The 16,383-nt window shown below is 72.8% G+C and carries 15 protein-coding genes and 1 pseudogene; 10 read left to right on the top strand and 6 right to left on the bottom strand.

Annotation, left to right across the window (positions count from 1 at the left end; genetic code table 11):
• Nucleotides 1-135: 135 nt before the first annotated feature.
• Nucleotides 136-762: a YceI family protein gene (locus PUR61_RS44275; RefSeq protein WP_329885617.1), complete on the bottom strand. Its 627-nt coding sequence runs from the start codon at nt 760-762 to the stop codon at nt 136-138.
• Between the two features lie 146 nt (nt 763-908).
• Nucleotides 909-1,442, bottom strand: a complete 534-nt coding sequence (locus tag PUR61_RS44270; RefSeq protein ID WP_329885616.1) for a DinB family protein — start codon at nt 1,440-1,442, stop codon at nt 909-911.
• A 227-nt stretch (nt 1,443-1,669) separates the two neighbouring features.
• Here PUR61_RS44270 and PUR61_RS44265 point away from each other — a divergent pair, with 227 nt between their 5' ends.
• From PUR61_RS44265 to PUR61_RS44250, 4 genes are all read left to right on the top strand, one after another.
• On the top strand, nt 1,670-2,815 hold the full coding sequence (locus PUR61_RS44265; protein ID WP_329885615.1) for a DNA polymerase III subunit beta family protein: 1,146 nt from the start codon (nt 1,670-1,672) through the stop codon (nt 2,813-2,815).
• A gap of 146 nt (nt 2,816-2,961) precedes the next feature.
• Complete coding sequence (locus PUR61_RS44260; RefSeq protein WP_329885614.1) at nt 2,962-3,369, top strand: helix-turn-helix domain-containing protein; 408 nt, start codon at nt 2,962-2,964, stop codon at nt 3,367-3,369.
• A 20-nt stretch (nt 3,370-3,389) separates the two neighbouring features.
• Nucleotides 3,390-3,908, top strand: coding sequence for a hypothetical protein (locus tag PUR61_RS44255; RefSeq protein ID WP_329885613.1), 519 nt, complete (start codon nt 3,390-3,392; stop codon nt 3,906-3,908).
• A gap of 134 nt (nt 3,909-4,042) precedes the next feature.
• Nucleotides 4,043-4,393 (top strand): DUF2516 family protein, encoded by a 351-nt coding sequence (locus tag PUR61_RS44250; RefSeq protein ID WP_329885612.1) that lies wholly within the window; start codon nt 4,043-4,045, stop codon nt 4,391-4,393.
• Nucleotides 4,394-4,489: 96 nt separating this feature from the next.
• Here PUR61_RS44250 and PUR61_RS44245 read toward each other — a convergent pair whose 3' ends face one another.
• On the bottom strand, nt 4,490-6,094 hold the full coding sequence (locus PUR61_RS44245) for a PP2C family protein-serine/threonine phosphatase (protein ID WP_329885611.1): 1,605 nt from the start codon (nt 6,092-6,094) through the stop codon (nt 4,490-4,492).
• Nucleotides 6,095-6,332: 238 nt separating this feature from the next.
• Here PUR61_RS44245 and PUR61_RS44240 point away from each other — a divergent pair, with 238 nt between their 5' ends.
• Nucleotides 6,333-6,890 (top strand): O-acetyl-ADP-ribose deacetylase, encoded by a 558-nt coding sequence (locus PUR61_RS44240; RefSeq protein ID WP_329885751.1) that lies wholly within the window; start codon nt 6,333-6,335, stop codon nt 6,888-6,890.
• Between the two features lie 198 nt (nt 6,891-7,088).
• On the opposite strand, the gene PUR61_RS44235 is transcribed toward PUR61_RS44240, so the two are convergent.
• Nucleotides 7,089-7,922 carry a class I SAM-dependent methyltransferase gene (locus tag PUR61_RS44235; RefSeq protein ID WP_329885610.1) on the bottom strand — a complete coding sequence of 278 codons (834 nt, stop codon included), beginning with the start codon at nt 7,920-7,922 and terminating at the stop codon, nt 7,089-7,091.
• Nucleotides 7,923-8,254: 332 nt separating this feature from the next.
• Here PUR61_RS44235 and PUR61_RS44230 point away from each other — a divergent pair, with 332 nt between their 5' ends.
• Nucleotides 8,255-9,685: a glycosyltransferase gene (locus tag PUR61_RS44230; RefSeq protein ID WP_329885609.1), complete on the top strand. Its 1,431-nt coding sequence runs from the start codon at nt 8,255-8,257 to the stop codon at nt 9,683-9,685.
• A 186-nt stretch (nt 9,686-9,871) separates the two neighbouring features.
• On the top strand, nt 9,872-10,444 hold the full coding sequence (locus PUR61_RS44225; RefSeq protein WP_329885608.1) for a YbjN domain-containing protein: 573 nt from the start codon (nt 9,872-9,874) through the stop codon (nt 10,442-10,444).
• Nucleotides 10,445-10,453: 9 nt separating this feature from the next.
• Here the strand turns inward: PUR61_RS44225 and PUR61_RS44220 are convergent, their stop codons facing one another.
• Nucleotides 10,454-11,827 (bottom strand): MDR family MFS transporter, encoded by a 1,374-nt coding sequence (locus PUR61_RS44220; protein ID WP_329885607.1) that lies wholly within the window; start codon nt 11,825-11,827, stop codon nt 10,454-10,456.
• A 148-nt stretch (nt 11,828-11,975) separates the two neighbouring features.
• Here PUR61_RS44220 and PUR61_RS44215 point away from each other — a divergent pair, with 148 nt between their 5' ends.
• Entirely contained in the window at nt 11,976-12,734 is a 759-nt protein-coding gene (locus PUR61_RS44215; protein WP_329885606.1) for a phosphoglyceromutase, read from the top strand.
• A gap of 81 nt (nt 12,735-12,815) precedes the next feature.
• On the opposite strand, the pseudogene PUR61_RS44210 reads toward PUR61_RS44215, so the two are convergent.
• Nucleotides 12,816-13,613, bottom strand: a pseudogene (locus PUR61_RS44210) (tyrosine-type recombinase/integrase); the annotation flags it as partial.
• Here PUR61_RS44210 and PUR61_RS44205 point away from each other — a divergent pair.
• Both PUR61_RS44205 and PUR61_RS44200 read left to right on the top strand, forming a co-directional pair.
• A complete protein-coding gene (locus PUR61_RS44205) occupies nt 13,606-14,286 on the top strand; it encodes a hypothetical protein (protein ID WP_329885750.1) in 681 nt (226 codons plus the stop codon). The pseudogene PUR61_RS44210 and the gene PUR61_RS44205 overlap by 8 nt on opposite strands.
• Before the next feature lie 1,285 nt (nt 14,287-15,571).
• Nucleotides 15,572-16,159, top strand: a complete 588-nt coding sequence (locus tag PUR61_RS44200) for a lytic polysaccharide monooxygenase auxiliary activity family 9 protein (protein WP_329885605.1) — start codon at nt 15,572-15,574, stop codon at nt 16,157-16,159.
• The last annotated feature ends 224 nt before the right edge of the window (nt 16,160-16,383 follow it).

Raw genomic sequence — 16,383 nt, 5'->3', positions numbered from 1 at the left:
GCCGAGTACGACCTCGCCCCTGCCGCTCGGGGGTCGGCAGGGGTGAGGCGGATGCGGGCGCGGGGTCGGCCGGGGGAGCCGAAGGGCGCGCCCGCGGCATGCGGGGCACAGGGCCCGTGGCCGAGGTCGGCCGGGTCAGGCCGCCTTCACTGCGGAGATGTCGAAGCTGAGCTTGACCTTCTCGCCGATCAGCACGCCGCCGGTCTCCAGCGCGGCGTTGTAGGTCAGGCCCCAGTCGGTGCGGTCGAGGACGGCCGAGCCCTCGAAGCCGACCCGCTCGGCGCCGTAGGCGTCGGTGGCGGTGCCGGTGAAGTCCAGGTCCAGGACGATCGGCCGGGTGGTGTCCTTGATCGTGAGTTCGCCGGTCATCCGGTAGGTGTCGTTGCGCACCCGCTCGGCGGAGGTGCTGCGGAAGCGCATCTCGGGGTAGGTCTCGGCGGCGAAGAAGTCGCCGGTGCGGAGGTGCTCGTCGCGCTGGGTCTGGTTGGTGTCGATGCTCGCGACCTTGATCACCAGCTCGGCGCTGGAGTTGACCGGCGTGGTGCCGTCCAGGTGCAGCTTGCCGTCGTACTCGGTGAAGCGGCCCTTGACGTTGGTGACCATCGCGTGGCGGACGGAGAAGCCGATCTCGCTGTGGGTGGTGTCGATCGCCCAGTCGCCGCTGAGGTGGCCGAGGTCCGGCCCGGTGGGTGCGTCGACGACGGCGGTCGCGGTGCCGGTGGTCGCGGTGGTGGCGGTCTTGTTGCGGTTGAACAGGCCCATGGCTCCTCCTCGGGTTCGAAGCCAGTTGTTTAGGCTTCAACTTGACGGCTCCACCATAGACCCGTTTCGTTCAAAGTTCAACCAATGGCGCGACGGCCCTCGCCCGGAGTGTCCCGGGCCGGGCCGTCGCGGTCGGGTGAAGGCCGTCAGCCGACCTGCGCCAGCTCCTCGCCGACCAGCTCGAAAGCGGTCCGGCCGTCCAGTGACTCGCGGATGATGTCGGCGTGCCCGGCGTGCCGCGCCGTCTCCTCGATCAGGTGCAGCAGCACCCAGCGCGCGGTGCGCCGCGAGCCGGCCGGGAACCACGGCGCCTCCGGCAGCGGCGCGTCCACCTCCAGGTTCGGCAGCTCCTCGATGATCCGCTCGGTCTCCGCGGCCACCTCCGCGTACCGCTCCAGCCAGTCGGCCAGGGTCTCGCCCTCGGTCAGCGCGAAGGAGCTCTCCCGGTAGTCGTGCCGACCCTCCGCGCGGTCCAGCAGGATGCCGACCACCCACTCGCGCTCGCAGATCGCCGCGTGCTTGACCAGCTCGGCCAGCGAGAGGGCGCTGGCGCTCGGCCGGGTGGCGGCCTGCTCCTCGGTCAGTCCGAGGACGGCCCGGCGCAGGCCGCCGCGCTGCGCGGCGACGAAGGAGAGGAGGGCGTTGCGCTCGTCGGTCTCGGCGTTCACCAGGGTGGGCATGGTCGGCAGACCTCTCGTCGGTGGGGTGTTCCCGCTTCGGTAGTACGGAAGGTATCGGCCAACTAGGTCAGATCCTGTCCTCCTCGGGGCGGGGTTCGAGGCCGGTTCGCCGAGCGCCGCATCGGTATCGTCGGACCTCGGACGTGCGAGCGGAGGAACGCCTCCGGCCGCGTTGCCCACCCCCGCGACTTGACCCTCGACCTGGTCGAGCCCCCAGAGTCCCCGACATGGAGAGCGACCTGCGAAGCATCGGTGAGCTGGCCCGTGACAGCGGCCTGAGCGTGAGCGCGCTGCGCTTCTACGACGGCGCCGTCGTGCTCGCCTCGGCCTGGGTCGATCCCCGGACCGGCTACCGCTGGTACGCGCCCGGACAGCTCGCCGACGCCCGGCTGCTCGCCCGGCTCCGACGGGTGGGCCTGCCGCTGGCCGACATCCGGGCCGTCCTCGGCGCGGCCCCGGGCACCGGAGTCGCCCACCGGGTGCTCGACGCGCACCTCGGCCGGCTGGAGGACGGCCTTGCCGACGCGCGCCGGGAGCTCTCCCTGATCCGCCGACTGATCGACCAGAGGGAGAGTCCCATGACCGTCACCACGATCGAGCACCGCTTCACCGTTCCCGCCCGGGAGCTGGCCGACGCCCTGGACGCGGTCCGCTTCGCCGTGGGCAGTGACCCCGAACTTCCGGTCCTGGCGGGCGTGCTGTTCGACCTGGACGGCGGCCTGCTGCGGCTGGTCGCCACCGACCGTTACCGGATGGCGCTCGCCGAACTGCCCGTGACCGCCGACCGGGTGGCCGAAGCCCCCGAAGCCCCCGAAGCCCGCGACGCCCCTGCCGCCGTCGGTGCGTCCGTCGCCGTGATCGTCCCCACCGCCCTGGTCGACGCCGTCCGCGCGCTGCTGGGCTCGGGTGCCGAGCGGGCGGAACTGGCGCTCGGCGACGGCTCCGTCCGGGTCGAGACCGGGGGCCACCGCATCGAGGGGGCCACCCTCGGCCACGACTACCCCGACTACCGTGCGCTGGCCCGACTCGACCCCGTCCACCGGGTGGACCTGTCCGCCGCCGAACTCCGTGACGCCGTCCGGTCCGCGGCCACCGGCAGCCTGCCGTCCGGCCCGCACGGCGCCGACTGCGAGGTCGCCGTCCTCACGCTCGACGCCGACGGCCGGCTCACCGTCGCGGCCCCCGACGCGGAGCGGGTCCCGGAGTCCGTCCGGGTGGCGGTCAACCGGGACTTCCTCCTGGAGGCCCTCCCGGACACCGGTCCCGGTCAGCTCGTCCTCGAACTCGGCGGCCCCGTGGCGCCGCTCGCCATCCGCACCCCCGGCCACCCCGGGACCTTCTCGATCCTGATGCCCGTCCGCCTCCCGGCCTGACCTGCCGGACCTGACCGGCGGCTCCTCGGTGGCGGGGTCACCGAGGAGCCCGGCCGGGTGTTCGGTCGCCGGCGGGGCGGAACCGCGCGTTTGCTCGTGCTAGCACTGTGCTTGCATTTGCAAGCAGGGTGGGGCAGGGTGGTCGCATGGCCTCACTGAACGTCGGCTCGCTGGGCGAGTACATCCGCGAGCAGCGGCGGAACGCGCAGTACTCGCTGCGGCAGTTGGCGGAGGTCGCCGGCGTGTCCAATCCGTACCTCAGCCAGATCGAGCGAGGGTTGCGCAAGCCGAGCGCGGAGATCCTGCAGCAGATCGCCAAGGCGCTGAGGATCTCGGCGGAGACGCTCTACGTCCAGGCCGGGATCCTGGAGGAGCGGCGCGGTGAGGGGCTGGAGCTGCGGGCCTCGATCCTGGCCGATCCACTGATCAACGAGCAGCAGAAGCAGGCGCTGCTCGCGGTCTACGACGCCTTTCTCAAGGAGAACGCCGCCGACGGGCGGCCCGGTGCGGACGAGCGTACGGACGAGCGTACGGACGAGGGCAAGACGCCCTGAACACCACGGGAGGACCGACCATGCCGATCACGGACGACATCAAGAAGACCCTGACCGACCCGACCCCGCTCTACGCCCTCGCCGGCGCCGGGGACCTCGCCTACGAGAAGCTCCGCGAAGTGCCGGGCAAGGTGGAGGCACTCGCGGCGGACCCCAGGGGCGCGCAGGAGAAGGCCACCGCCAGGCTGGCCGAGGCCCAGGCCCGGCTGGTCGAGGCCCAGGCCAAGGTCACCGGCTCGGTCACCACCCTGCCCTCCGACCTCAAGGTGCTGCAGGAGAAGGCCCAGACGTTCGCGCTCCAGCAGGTGGGCCGCGCCGTCGAGTTGGCGGTGAAGGCCAAGGAGACCTACGACGAGCTGGCCGAGCGCGGCAAGGTCGTGGTCGACCGCGGCCGGACCGGCGCCGACGGTGACGCGACCGTCGAGGCCGGGACGGCGGCCGTCGAGCCGATCGACGTCGAGCCGATCGAGGCCGAGCTCGTCGAGGAGGACGTGCCCGCCCCCAGGAAGAGCGGCCGCGCCCGTAAGTCCGCGGAGTAGGGCGGAGCGGGAGCAGTGGCGGGCCGGGTCGGGGCGCGCCCCGGTGATGCGGGGACGTTGACCCCCTGGCGGGTGGCTCACCGTGCCAGGATGGGCGGCAGGGGTGCCGCAGTCGAGATGCAGAGGAGGCCGTGATGGCCGGAGTGGGCCAGATCCTGGTCTTGGACTACCTGAATCCGTTCTGGTGGCTGGCCGTCGCCATCCTGGGCTACAAGCTGTACGCGTTGATCGACGCGGCGACCCGTCCGGAGGACTCCTACCGGGCGGCGGACAAGAAGACCAAGGGGTTCTGGCTGGCCGTCCTCGGCATCGCGTTCGGGCTGGACCTGCTCTTCGGGGCGGACTTCCTGACCAGCTTCCTCACCCTGGCGGGCCTGGTCGCGGCGATCGTCTACGTGGTGGACGTCCGCCCGGCGATCCGGGCGCTGACCGACCGTGGCGGCCGGGGCGACCGGCGCAACATGGGGCCCTACGGGCCCTGGTAGCCGCCCGGCACGGAGTGTCCGAGCCCCGGCCCCCGCGGGTCCACCCGCGGGGGCCGGGGCTCGTCGTCGTCCGGGTGTCGGTGCACGGCGGGCGCCTCAGCCCAGGATCAGCTGCACCGGGTTGCGTTCCAGCAGCAGCACCGCGACGTCGTCCGTCAACGCGCCGCCGTTCAGCTCCTCGACCTCGGCGATCGCGCTGTCGACCAGCCGGCCCCTGGTCAGCCCGGCGGACTGGTGGTCGCCGACCAGGTCGGCCAGTCCGTCCTGGCCGAGGCGGCGGGATCCGGCGCCGACGCGGCCCTCGATCAGTCCGTCCGTGTAGAGCATCAGCCGCCAGCCGGAGGGGAGCTCGAACCGGTGCGACGGCCAGACGGCCTGGCCGTCGTGGCAGGGGAGCAGGCCGAGGGCGGGGCCGGCGTGGTCGGACGGCAGGGTGAGTGGCGTGTGGTCCGCGCCGAGCAGCAGCGGCGCGGGGTGGCCGGCGAGGTAGAGCCTGGCGCCCTCGGCGGCGCCGGGAGTCCCGGGGTCGCCGGGTTCGATGACCAGCATGCAGAGCGTCGCGAAGATCTCGTCGCTGCGGCGCTCGTGCTCCAGCACGTGCTGGAGCGTGCTGAGCAGGGCCTCGCCGGTGAGCCCGGCGAAGACCAGGGTGCGCCACGCTATCCGGAGCGCCACCCCGAGGGCGGCCTCGTCGGGCCCGTGGCCGCAGACGTCGCCGATCACCACGTGGACGGCGCCGTCGTCGGTGCGCACCGCGTCGTAGAAGTCGCCGCCGAGCAGGGCTCGGCGGCGGCCGGGGCGGTAGCGCCGGGTGAAGGAGAGGTTGGCGCCGTCCAGCAGCGGGGTGGGCAGCAGGTGGCGCTGGAGGCGGGCGTTCTCCTGGCCGCGCAGTTCGGCCTCGACCAGGCGGCGCTGGGACTCGTCGGCGCGCTTGCGCTCGACCGCGTACCGCAGGGCCCGGGCCAGCAGGGGGCCGTTCGTCTCGTTCTTGATCAGGAAGTCCTGGGCGCCGGCGGCCACGGCTGCCGCGCCCAGTTCCGCGCCGGCGGCGTCGGTGAGCACCACGACGGCGGTGTGCGGGGCCCGGCGGAGCAGTTCGTGCAGGCCCTCCAGACCGTCGGACGGGTCCGAGGGGTGGGGCAGGTCGGCGGGGGCGTCGAGGTCGAGCAGGACGCAGCTGAAGTCGTTGCCGCGCGGTCGGCTGCGCCGGCTGCCGGCCGGGGCGGGGGCGAGCAGCTCGGCGGCCTGGTCGAGGCCACGGGCCCAGTGGATCTCGATGGGGGCACCGCTGTCGGCGACCGCTGCCTTGAGCAGTTCGGCGTCGGAGGCGTCGTCCTCGATGACCAGCAGCTTGAGCGGGGCGGCGGCCGGTGCGACGGGGGAGCGGACCGGCGAGGGGGGCTTCCCGGGGGCCGTTCCGGCGGTGCGTCGGGCACCCCTGCCGCCGTCGGGCGCGGTCGGGACCCGGGTGGCCGCTCCGGTGGGGATCCGGGTGGTGGCTCCGGCGGGGGAGGATCCGGCCCGTGCGGTGGAGGCGCCGCCGTCGGACCGGGGGTGAGGTATCGGCGCGGTCGCCGTGAGCGGGCCGGCCGACTGCTCGGCGTGGGCGGACCGGTCGCGGGCACACCTCGCGTGGGCGCTGTCCAGGGCGCCCGGCAGGTCCGCGGCACCAGGTGCCCGCCCGTCTCCCGTTGCGGGCATCGGCTGATCCTCCTTTTCCCCGAATGCGTAACGGCCGGCGTCCGTCCGCAGTGCCCGCTTGGCACCCCGCGGCGGGGAACTTCTCGCGACCATAACGTGATCTCCGGGGATTTCTCTGGCCGACCGGCGCCGTTGTGGCTATCGCCACGCCGGTGGCGGTGTGTTGGATGGGAGCGGGTACATCGGCGGAGGCCCGTACCGGCGGTGTGGGGACGGGCCGGAGAAAGGGGACGGCATGGTGACGCGCATCACCCTGGTCGAGGGTGACATCACGGAACAGCAGGTGGACGCGGTGGTGAACGCCGCCAACTCCTCTCTGCTGGGCGGCGGTGGCGTGGACGGCGCGATCCACCGCAAGGGCGGACCGCAGATCCTGGAGGAGTGCCGCAGGCTGCGGGCCTCGCAGTACGGCCGGGGGCTGCGCACCGGGCAGGCGGTGGCGACGACGGCCGGTGACCTGCCGGCCCGCTGGGTGATCCACACCGTGGGGCCGGTCTATCTCGTGGAGGAGTACGGGGAGCGGGCGGAGCTGCTGGCCTCCTGCTACCGCGAGTCGCTCCGGGTGGCGGTGGAGCTCGGCGCGCGCACGGTGGCCTTCCCGGCTGTGTCGGCCGGGGTGTACGGGTGGCCGCCGGCGGACGCGGCCAGGATCGCGCTCGGCACCGTCGCGGAGGTGACGGCGGACCCGGGGTTCGGCGGCGGACTGGAGGAGGCGCGGTTCGTGCTGTTCGGGAGGGAGACGTACGAGGTGTTCGAGGGCGTCGGACGGGAGCTGGGGTCGACGGGGAGGGAGTGAGGTCCCGCCCGGGTGCCCCCATGGTGGCGTGACGGGACGTCAACACGCCAGAGATATTCGATAACTCGTTCGAGTGAATCCGCCGACTCGCTCACCGCCACCCGGCCCCGACGGGCCCTCTCCGCCGCGCCCCTCCGCCGTGCCCGCCCCGGGCGGACTCTCGGGTCGACTCCCCGGAAGGCGGCCCCGGTGGGCGCGCTACGGCGCCAGCGCCGCCCAGGGCAGCGTGACCTCGCCCTGCCGCCACCGCCCGCGCGCGTCCACCAGCGGCCAGCCACCCGCCAGCGCGGTGCAGGCGGCCACCCACCGCTGCCGCGCGCCGAACGCCCCGTACGGCGCGGCGGCCGCCCAGGCGCGGTCGAAGTCCCGGAGGAAGGCGTGCACCGGGCGACCCGGCACGTTGTGGTGGATCAGCGCCTTCGGCAGCCGTTCGGCCAGGTCGGACGGCTGGCCGAGGCCGCCCAGCCGGGCCGCGAAGGTCACCGTGCGGGGCCCCTCCGGGCCGAGTGCCACCCAGACGTGCCGGCGGCCGATCTCGTCGCACGTCCCCTCCACCAGCAGCCCGTCCGGCGTCAGCCGGGCGCACAACCGCTCCCAGACCCCGGCCACCGCCGACTCGTCGTACTGGCGCAGCACGTTGGCGGCCCGGATCAGCAGGGCCGGTTCGCCGCCGTCCAGCGGTACCTCGAAACCGCCGCGGCGGAACGTCAGCAGCGGCGGCTCCGCGTACGGAAGGGCGGCGGCCACCCGGTCCGGTTCGATCTCGATCCCGACCACCCGGACGTCCGGCCGGACGGCGCGCAGCCGTCCGGACAGTTCGACCGCCGTCCAGGGCGCCGCCCCGTACCCGAGGTCCACGGCCACCGGCGGGCGGCCGGCGGAGCGCAGCGCGGGCCCGAGGGCGTGGGCGATCCAGCGGTCCATCCGCCGCAGCCGGTTGGTGTTGGTGGTGCCGCGCGTCACGGTGCCCACCGGCCGCCCCGCCCGTGCGCGGGCGGGCGCGGTGACGGAGTCGAAGGAGGAGGCGACCATGCCCCACAGCGTACGTGGCCCGTCCGGGCGGGCCGGGGGCTCCGGCCCGGGGTCGCGGCGGGGCGGCCCGGCGCACCCCGGGCCGCCCGCCCCCGCGGGGCCGCTCCGGTGCGCCCGTCGTCCCGTCGGCCATCTCGTGCAGCGAGACGGGAATGCCGGTCGGTGACCACGTGGTTGGCACACTGGTGGTGATGTGTGTCCGGACGGGGCCGGCACGCAGCCGCGCCGCAGCAGGTGTCGCGGCGGTGCGGCGTGCGCGGAAGCACACACGCCGGCCAGCAAGCAGGCAAGCAGGCTGCAGAGACGGGCAGCACAGAGGAGGCTTCAGCCAGGTGATCCAGCACCCCGTCCGTTCGGTTCGCCGTGCCCAGCCGGCCCCGCCCGCGCGCGGCCGGCTCCAGTCGCTCGTCCAGGGCCGGCAGCGTCGGCCGCGCCGGATAGCCATGCTCAGCGTCCACACGTCGCCGCTGCACCAGCCCGGCACCGGTGACGCGGGCGGCATGAACGTCTACATCGTGGAGCTGGCCAAGCGTCTCGCCGAGCTCAACATCGAGGTCGAGGTCTTCACCCGGTCGATCTGCTCGGACGACGCGCCGACCGTCGAGCTGGCCCCCGGGGTGCTGGTCCGGCACGTCACGGCCGGTCCGTACGAGGGGCTGGTGAAGGAGGACCTGCCGGCCCAGCTCTGCGCCTTCACCCACGGCGTGCTCCGCACCGAGGCCGGACACCGCCCCGGTCACTACGACCTCGTGCACTCGCACTACTGGCTCTCCGGGCAGGTCGGCTGGCTGGCCGCCCAGCGCTGGGGCGTGCCGCTGGTGCACACCATGCACACCATGGCCAAGGTGAAGAACGCCGCGCTGGCCGAGGGGGACACCCCCGAGCCGGCGGCCCGGGTGATCGGCGAGACCCAGGTGGTGGAGGCGGCCGACCGGCTGATCGCCAACACCACGGAGGAGGCCGCCGAGCTGGCCCGGTTCTACGCGGCCCGGCCGGACCAGCTGGCCGTGGTCCACCCCGGCGTCAACCTGGACGTCTTCCGCCCGGGCCGGGCGGTCGGTCCGAACGCGGTGGGCGCCCCCGGCACGTCGGACGCGCTGGACGGCGTGGTCGCCCGGCGGGCGGCCCGGGCCCGGCTCGGTCTGCCGGCGGACGCCGCCGTGCTGCTCTTCGCCGGCCGGATCCAACCGCTGAAGGCGCCCGACGTGCTGCTGCGCGCCGTGGCGGCGCTGCTGGAGCGGCGGCCGGAGCTGCGCGAGCGGCTGGTGGTGCCGGTGGTCGGCGGCCCGTCCGGCACCGGGCTGGCCAAGCCGGAGAGCCTGCACAAGCTCGCCGCCCAGCTGGGCATCTGCGACGTGGTGCGTTTCCACCCGCCGGTGGGACAGGAACTGCTCGCCGAGTGGTACCGGGCGGCGACCGCGCTGGTGATGCCCTCGTACAGCGAGTCGTTCGGGCTGGTCGCGCTGGAGGCGCAGGCCTGTGGCACGCCGGTGGTGGCGGCCTCGGTGGGCGGTCTGCCGGTCGCGGTGCGGGACGGCGTGACGGGCACCCTGGTCCACGGCCACGACCCGCGGGCCTGGTCGCACGCGCTGGAGCCGTACGTCACCGACCCGGGCCTGGTGGCCCGGCAGGGGGACGCGGCGGCCCGGCACGCGGCCGGGTTCGGCTGGGACAGCGCCGCGGCGACCACCGCCGAGGTGTACGCCGGCAGCCTGGCCCGCCCGGCCGGGCGGCTCACGGGCTCCCGGCTGCGGCTGGCCTGAGGGCGTCGGCGACCGGCCGGTCCGCGGGCACCGGCTACCGCGGGAGGCGCCGGCTGCGGAGGCCCACGCGCCCCGGGTGCCACCCGGGCTGCCCGCCCCTGCCGCCCGCGTCCGGTCGCGGCACGGCGGGGAACTCCGGCCGGCGTGCTGCTGCGCCCGGCCGTACCGCCGAGTAACGTCACCCTCATGGCAATCCGCACCAAGGACGAGGCCCTGACCCTCCTGCGCGCCGCCCTGGACGAGGCCGGGGTGGCCTGGGAGCCGGCCCCCACCGATCCCCACACGCTGGTGGCGACCCTTCCGGGCAACCGGAAGCTCAGCACCACCTGCGCCCTGCGGGTCGGCGACCACACCCTCTCGGTGAACGCCTTCGTGGTCCGGCGCCCCGACGAGAACCACGAGGCGGTCTACCGCTGGCTGCTGGAGCGGAACACCCGCCTGTACGGCGTCGCCTACGCGGTCGACGCGCTGGGCGACGTCTACCTGGCCGGCCGGCTGCCGCTGGAGGCGCTGACCCCGGACACGGTGGACCGGCTGCTCGGCACGGTGCTGGAGAACGCCGACGAGCCGTTCAACACGCTGCTGGAGCTGGGCTTCGCGACCGCGATCCGTCGGGAGTGGGAGTGGCGCACCAAGCGGGGGGAGTCCACGCGCAACCTGGCGGCCTTCGCCCACCTCGCCGGTCCGGCCCCCGAGGGTCCGGCTCCTGACGGTCCGGCCGCGGAGCCGGCTCCCGGCGGCGGACCCGCCGCCGGGTAGCGGCCCGGCTCAGCAGCCCGTCGGAGCCTGCTCCGGTGCGGCGTCCGCCTTCCGGAGCGCCCCGGACGCCGCACGCCCGGACGCCACCACCTCGGGCTCGGTGCCGGCCCCGGTCACCGCGGCCGGGGTCGCCGTCACCACCGGAACGGTCACCGCCGGAGCCGCCGGCGCCGCGCCCGTCCGCCGTCCGAGCAGCACGTACCCGGCCGCCGCGACCGTCCCGCAGGCCGCGCAGGCACCCCACAGCGCCCCGCTGCCGGCCCGCTCCAGCAGCACGCCGCCGACCGCCGGCGCGAGGAACGAGGCGAGCGACCAGGAGAGCGAGTAGACGCCCTGGTAGCGCCCGCGGGCCTCGGCCGGCGAGAGCTCGGCGACCAGCCCCATCATGGTCGGCGCGTTCAGGATCTCGCCGATCGTCCAGACCGCCACGGTGAAGGCGTAGAACCACGCCGAGGACCCGGCCAGCGCGGTCAGCCCGAACCCCCAGCCGATGAACAGCGCACTGGCGATCAGCAGGGCGGTCCGGTCGCGGCCCTCCATCCACCGGGTGAGCGGGATCTGGAGCACCACGATGAGCAGCCCGTTGAGGCCGATCACCAGGCCGTACTGGGTGGCGGTGATGCCGGCCCGTCCCATGTCCACGGCGAGCATGGTCGAGCCCTGCTGGGCGACCAGGGCGAGCAGCAGGTTGAGCCCGACCACCGCCATGAAGCGGCCGTCCCGGAACACCGTGCCGAGGCCGATCGCGGGCTTGCCCGCCTGCGCGGCGGGCGTGTCCGGCCGGGTCTCGGGGATCCGGACGAAGATGACCACCGCGCAGATCAGCGTGGAGATCGCGTCCAGCACGAAGAGCGTGAGGTAGCCGTGCGTGGCGATCAGACCGGCCGCCGCCGCCGAGAGGCCGAAGCCGATGTTGATCGCCCAGTAGTTCAGGGCGTAGGCGCGGACCCGGTCCTCGGCGGGCACGATGTCCGCGATGATCGCGGAGGTGGCGGGCCGGGTCGCGTTGTTGCAGAGGCCGACCAGGAAGGCGACCACCGCGATGGCCACCTGGCCGTCGGCGAAGCCGAGCACCGCGGTGAACAGCGCGGTGCCGAGCTGCGCCGCGACGAGCGTCGGCCGCCGGCCTATCCGGTCGGTCAGCACCCCTGCGCCGATCGACGCGATCGCCGAGCCGAGCCCGAAGAGCGAGGCGACCAGGCCCGCGTACGACGCCGAGTAGCCCCGTTCGGTCGTCAGGTAGAGGGCCAGGAAGGTGACGACGAAGGCGCCCAGCTTGTTGATGAGCGTGGACGTCCAGAGCCACCAGAACTGGCGGGGCAGCCCGCTCAGCGCCTCGGTCACGGCTCTTGCGACGCGGGTCGGGACGGACAGGTGGGGCATGTGGGGGCTCCCGGGCAGGCGGCGTCCGCTGAGCAGGACGGGCAGGACCGCTCAGCACATCGGTAAGTGTCACAACTGCAGTGCACAAATTACTCATCAGGTGAGGCCGCGACCAGGGGCTTTTCCGGGCTCCACTAAGCTGGAGGCCATGGCTGACACGACGTACCGACTTATCCTGCTCCGTCACGGCGAGAGCCAGTGGAACCAGAAGAACCTGTTCACCGGTTGGGTCGACGTCGACCTCAACGAGAAGGGTGAGAAGGAGGCCGCCCGCGGCGGCGAGCTCCTCTCCGCCGAGGGCTACCTCCCGGACGTGCTGCACACCTCGCTGCTGCGCCGCGCGATCCGCACCTCCCAGATCGCCCTGGACAAGGCCGACCGCCACTGGATCCCGGTCAGCCGCAGCTGGCGCCTGAACGAGCGGCACTACGGCGCCCTTCAGGGCAAGGACAAGGCCCAGACCCTGGCCGAGTTCGGCGAGGAGCAGTTCCAGCTCTGGCGCCGCTCGTACGACACCCCGCCGCCGGTCCTGGCCGACGGTGCCGAGTACTCGCAGGCCGGTGACGCCCGCTACGCCGACATCCCGAGCGAGCTGCGTCCGCGCACCGAGTGCCTCAAGGACGTCGTCGACCGGATGCTCCCGTACTGGTACGACGCCATCGTCCCGGACCTCGCCGCCGGCAAGACCGTCCTGGTCACCGCCCACGGCAACAGCCTGCGTGCGCTGGTCAAGCACCTCGACGGCATCTCCGACGAGGACATCGCCGGCCTCAACATCCCGACCGGCATCCCGCTCGTCTACGAGCTCGACGCCGACTTCAAGCCGACCGTCAAGGGCGGCCGCTACCTCGACGCGGACGCCGCCGCGGCCGCCATCGAGGCGGTCAAGAACCAGGGCAAGAAGTAACCCACCTGGCGATACGGCCCCTCACCTGCGCGTTCGGCGCTGGTGAGGGGCCGTTGTCATTCCCGGGCCGTCTGTGGGCCGTCAGCCTTCGTGGTCTTGAACCCCGAAGACCCCTTCGATCGCCTTCCGGGCCCGGTCCCGGCTGTCCGGCAGCAGGTGCGCGTACACCCGCAGCGTCAGCCCCGGATCGGCGTGCCCCAGGTACTCGCTGACGACCTTGATGCTCTCCCCGGCGTCCAGCAGCACCGAGGCGTAGAAGTGCCGCAGCGCGTGCATCCCGTGCTCCCGGGCGGCGGCGTAGGACTCACCCCGGCCCCGGGGCGGGATCACCCCGGCGGTGGCCAGCGCGGGCTTCCAGTGGTCCTCGTTGAGTACGCCGCGCCAGACGATCGAGTCCGAGAGGCTAGTGAAGACCAGCCGCCTGGTGATCGGCGGCCCGCCCGTATTCATCCACGGCAGGGTGATCTCAACCGGCGGGAAGCGCTCGATGTGGGCCCGCAGCACATCCGCCACCGGCCCGGGGAGCGGAACGCTCCGCAGCGTCCCGCCTTTCGGCGGGGCGAACACCGGCTTGCTAAGGCTGAGCTTCAGCTGCTGGGTGACGTGCATCGTGCCCGCCTCGAAGTCCAGCGCCTCCACGGCCAGCCCCAGGATCTCGCCCTGCCGCAGCCCGCAGCCGGCGCCCACGTCGACCGTCGCCCGGTACCGCTCGGTCATCCCGGCCCGGACGGCGAACACCCGGTCCGGCAGCCACGGGACGACCCGCTTCGACCCGACGACCGGCGGCTTGACCGTCTGCGCCGCGCACGGGTTCCTGGGCAGGTGACCGTCGTCCACGGCTGCGCTCAGCACGGCGCGGACGTTGGAGAAGATGACCCGTCCGGCCGGATTGGACACCGGCTGCCGACACGGGGTCCCGTGGTACGTCGCCCAGCTCGACGGGCACCTCATCGCCGCGGTGGCCGACCCCGGCCGACTGCTCGCTGACGGGCTCGCCCAGGCGTTGGACCAAGTGGCGGCGCTCCACCCAGGATACGACCTTCGCAACCCAGGGACGCCATCGGCAACGGTCTCGATCCTGCGGGCCGGAGTCGACAGCTTCGACTACCTGGTTCTTGCCGACTCGCCGATCGTCTTCGAGCGGGCCGATGACTACCAGGTGGTCACCGACCTGCGGGTGGATACCGTGGTGCTGGAACTCCGCGCCGAGACGGAACGCTTCGCCACGGGCACGCCGGAGCACGCAGAGGCCGTTCGGAGGATGGTCGAGACCCAGAGGCTCACCCGGAACACCGTGGACGGCTACTGGGTGGCTACCTCCAGCGGCGAAGCGGCACGCCACGCACTGACGGACACGGTGCCGCTGGCGCCGCTGGCCCCCGTTCGGGCGGCGGCGGTCCTGTCCGACGGTGCCTCGCGACTCGTCACCGAGTACCGCGCTGCATCGTGGGCGGACGCCTTTGCGACGCTCCGGGAAGCTGGCGCGGACGGGCTGATCTCGGCCGTGCGAAAGGCTGAGGCCAGTGACCCTGATGGACTGCGATGGCCGTGATACAAGGTCAGTGACGACGCTGCTGTGGCGTTCTGCCAGCTGCCGTAAGCCAACCTGGCTGGTCCTCGCGCGTGCTGTAAGGAGGTTCTCCGAGCGGTGATCCTTCGAGGAGATGATGTTGGCATCAGCCAGAAGCAACGAGGAACTACGAGGAACTACGAGGAACTACGAGGAACTACGAGGAACTACGAGGAACTAAGAGAGCACGTTTCATGTGGGTTAGTTGATACAGTTCTCTTGTTGCTTGCGAGCAATCAACAAGATCTTGCCAGCGAGCAACGAAGCAAGTCGGTTCAAGCTTCCTGATTGAAGTCTGGACACAACGATCGATTGCTTCACTAGCTTCTACAACAGAACGCCCGGACCTGGCGGCTACCAGACCCGGGCTCCTGTGTAGAGAGATCGAGTGAGTCCGGCCGACTAGACAGCGGCCGGGCTTGCTCGCGCTAGCCCTGACGCTCGTCCGGTTCTGCTCTCGACCATGGGGGAGCGCTAGTTCAGCGCACCAGCTGCTCTACGCAGCTCGCGATAGCCGTCACCGCCGTGAGCGCCGCAATGATGATCTGCCCCCAAGGGGGCTGAGTCTGCTGCTTCTGCTTCGTGGCAGGCGACCGCCGCTTTCCCATGTTCGCCCAGCTCCTCGGGTTGAAATGCCTCGCAATGCGAGGTCCTCGGCCGCTCGCCGAGGCGTGCGAGACCGTTGGAGCTGAACATCAATCAGCATACCGGTTGAGAGCGTGTGTTAAGACGTTTACGGCGGTGATTGCCGTTGATTAAGGCATTGGCTTCGGGCGGGTTCGACGACCGGTGCGGCATCGAGGTAGGGGTGGCCCGGGGCTCGCACCCTGGGCCGACTGTGGGCCGTCCGGCGTCGACCAAGGGTGGCCAACGACGACAACTGTCGACGGCTCAACCCCAGGCCGGAGGCTCTTGATCAGGCCCGGAAGATCGACAGGCCAAACCCAGGGCAAGAAGTAGGCTCGCAGCGTCTCCGGTGGCCCGTGAAGGGCTGCGAGGGCCCTGTTTCCCGGGATCGGGGGGCGGGGCCCTCTGGCGTACGGTCCGCCGGTGGATCGGTGCCAGTGGCTTTCAACTCCCTTGGGGTGCAGGGTTGTTGAGTGCTGCGAAAGTGGTTCAGACCATTGACGGCCCGGGTGGCTGCTCCTACCGTGTGAGCACCGCCCCGGCGCAGGCATGCCAAGGGCTCACCCCGTAGGCCGCCGCACCCCCACGCGCGCGCGTCTGCGTCCGGCGCACTCTCCATCCACCCCCACGGAGGAGCACCATGCGCACACGTCATATCGTCGGAGCCGTGATCGCCGCGCTCGCGGTGCCGGTCGCGGTCGCGCTGCCGGCGCAGTCGCACGGCTACATCACCACCCCGCCCAGCCGCGCCGCGCTCTGCGGGGCCGGCACGGTCAAGAACTGCGGCGCGATCCAGTGGGAGCCGCAGAGCGTCGAGGGGACGAAGGGGTTCCCGAGCAGAGGCCCGGCCGACGGCGCCATCTGTGCCGGCGGCAACAGCCGGTTCGCCGAGCTGGACGACCCGCGCGGCGGCGGCTGGCCGACCACGGCCGTGTCGGCGGGGCAGCAGCGGACCTTCACCTGGAAGTTCACCGCCCGGCACGCGACGACCAACTTCAAGTACTACCTGACCAAGGCCGGCTACGACGCCACGCAGAAGGTCACCCGGGCCAACCTGGAACTGACGCCGTTCCTGACCGTCCCGTACAACGGCGCCCAGGTGCCCGGCACGGTCAGCCACACCGCGACCCTGCCGAGTGGCCGGACCGGCCACCACGTGGTCGTCTCGGTCTGGGAGATCGCGGACACCGGCAACGCCTTCTACTCCTGCACCGACGTCAAGTTCTGACCGTCCGGGGGCGCGGACCGCCCCGGACGGCCGTCAGGTCCCGCCGGCGCCCCGGTGGTGAGGAAGCCGGGGTGCACGGCCGTCTCCCACGGCAGCCGTGCACCCCGGAGCTCCTCGGTGGTCGGTGCGGTTCAGTGACCGCAGCAGCCGCCGTCGACCCCGCCGCACTGGCAGGGGCCGCCGGACTGGCAGCCGCAACCACAGCCCGCGCTGCAGCCGCACCC

Source organism: Streptomyces sp. BE20, from assembly GCF_036322525.1.
GTDB lineage: Bacteria > Actinomycetota > Actinomycetes > Streptomycetales > Streptomycetaceae > Kitasatospora.
This window is presented reverse-complemented; position numbering and strand designations above follow the sequence as displayed.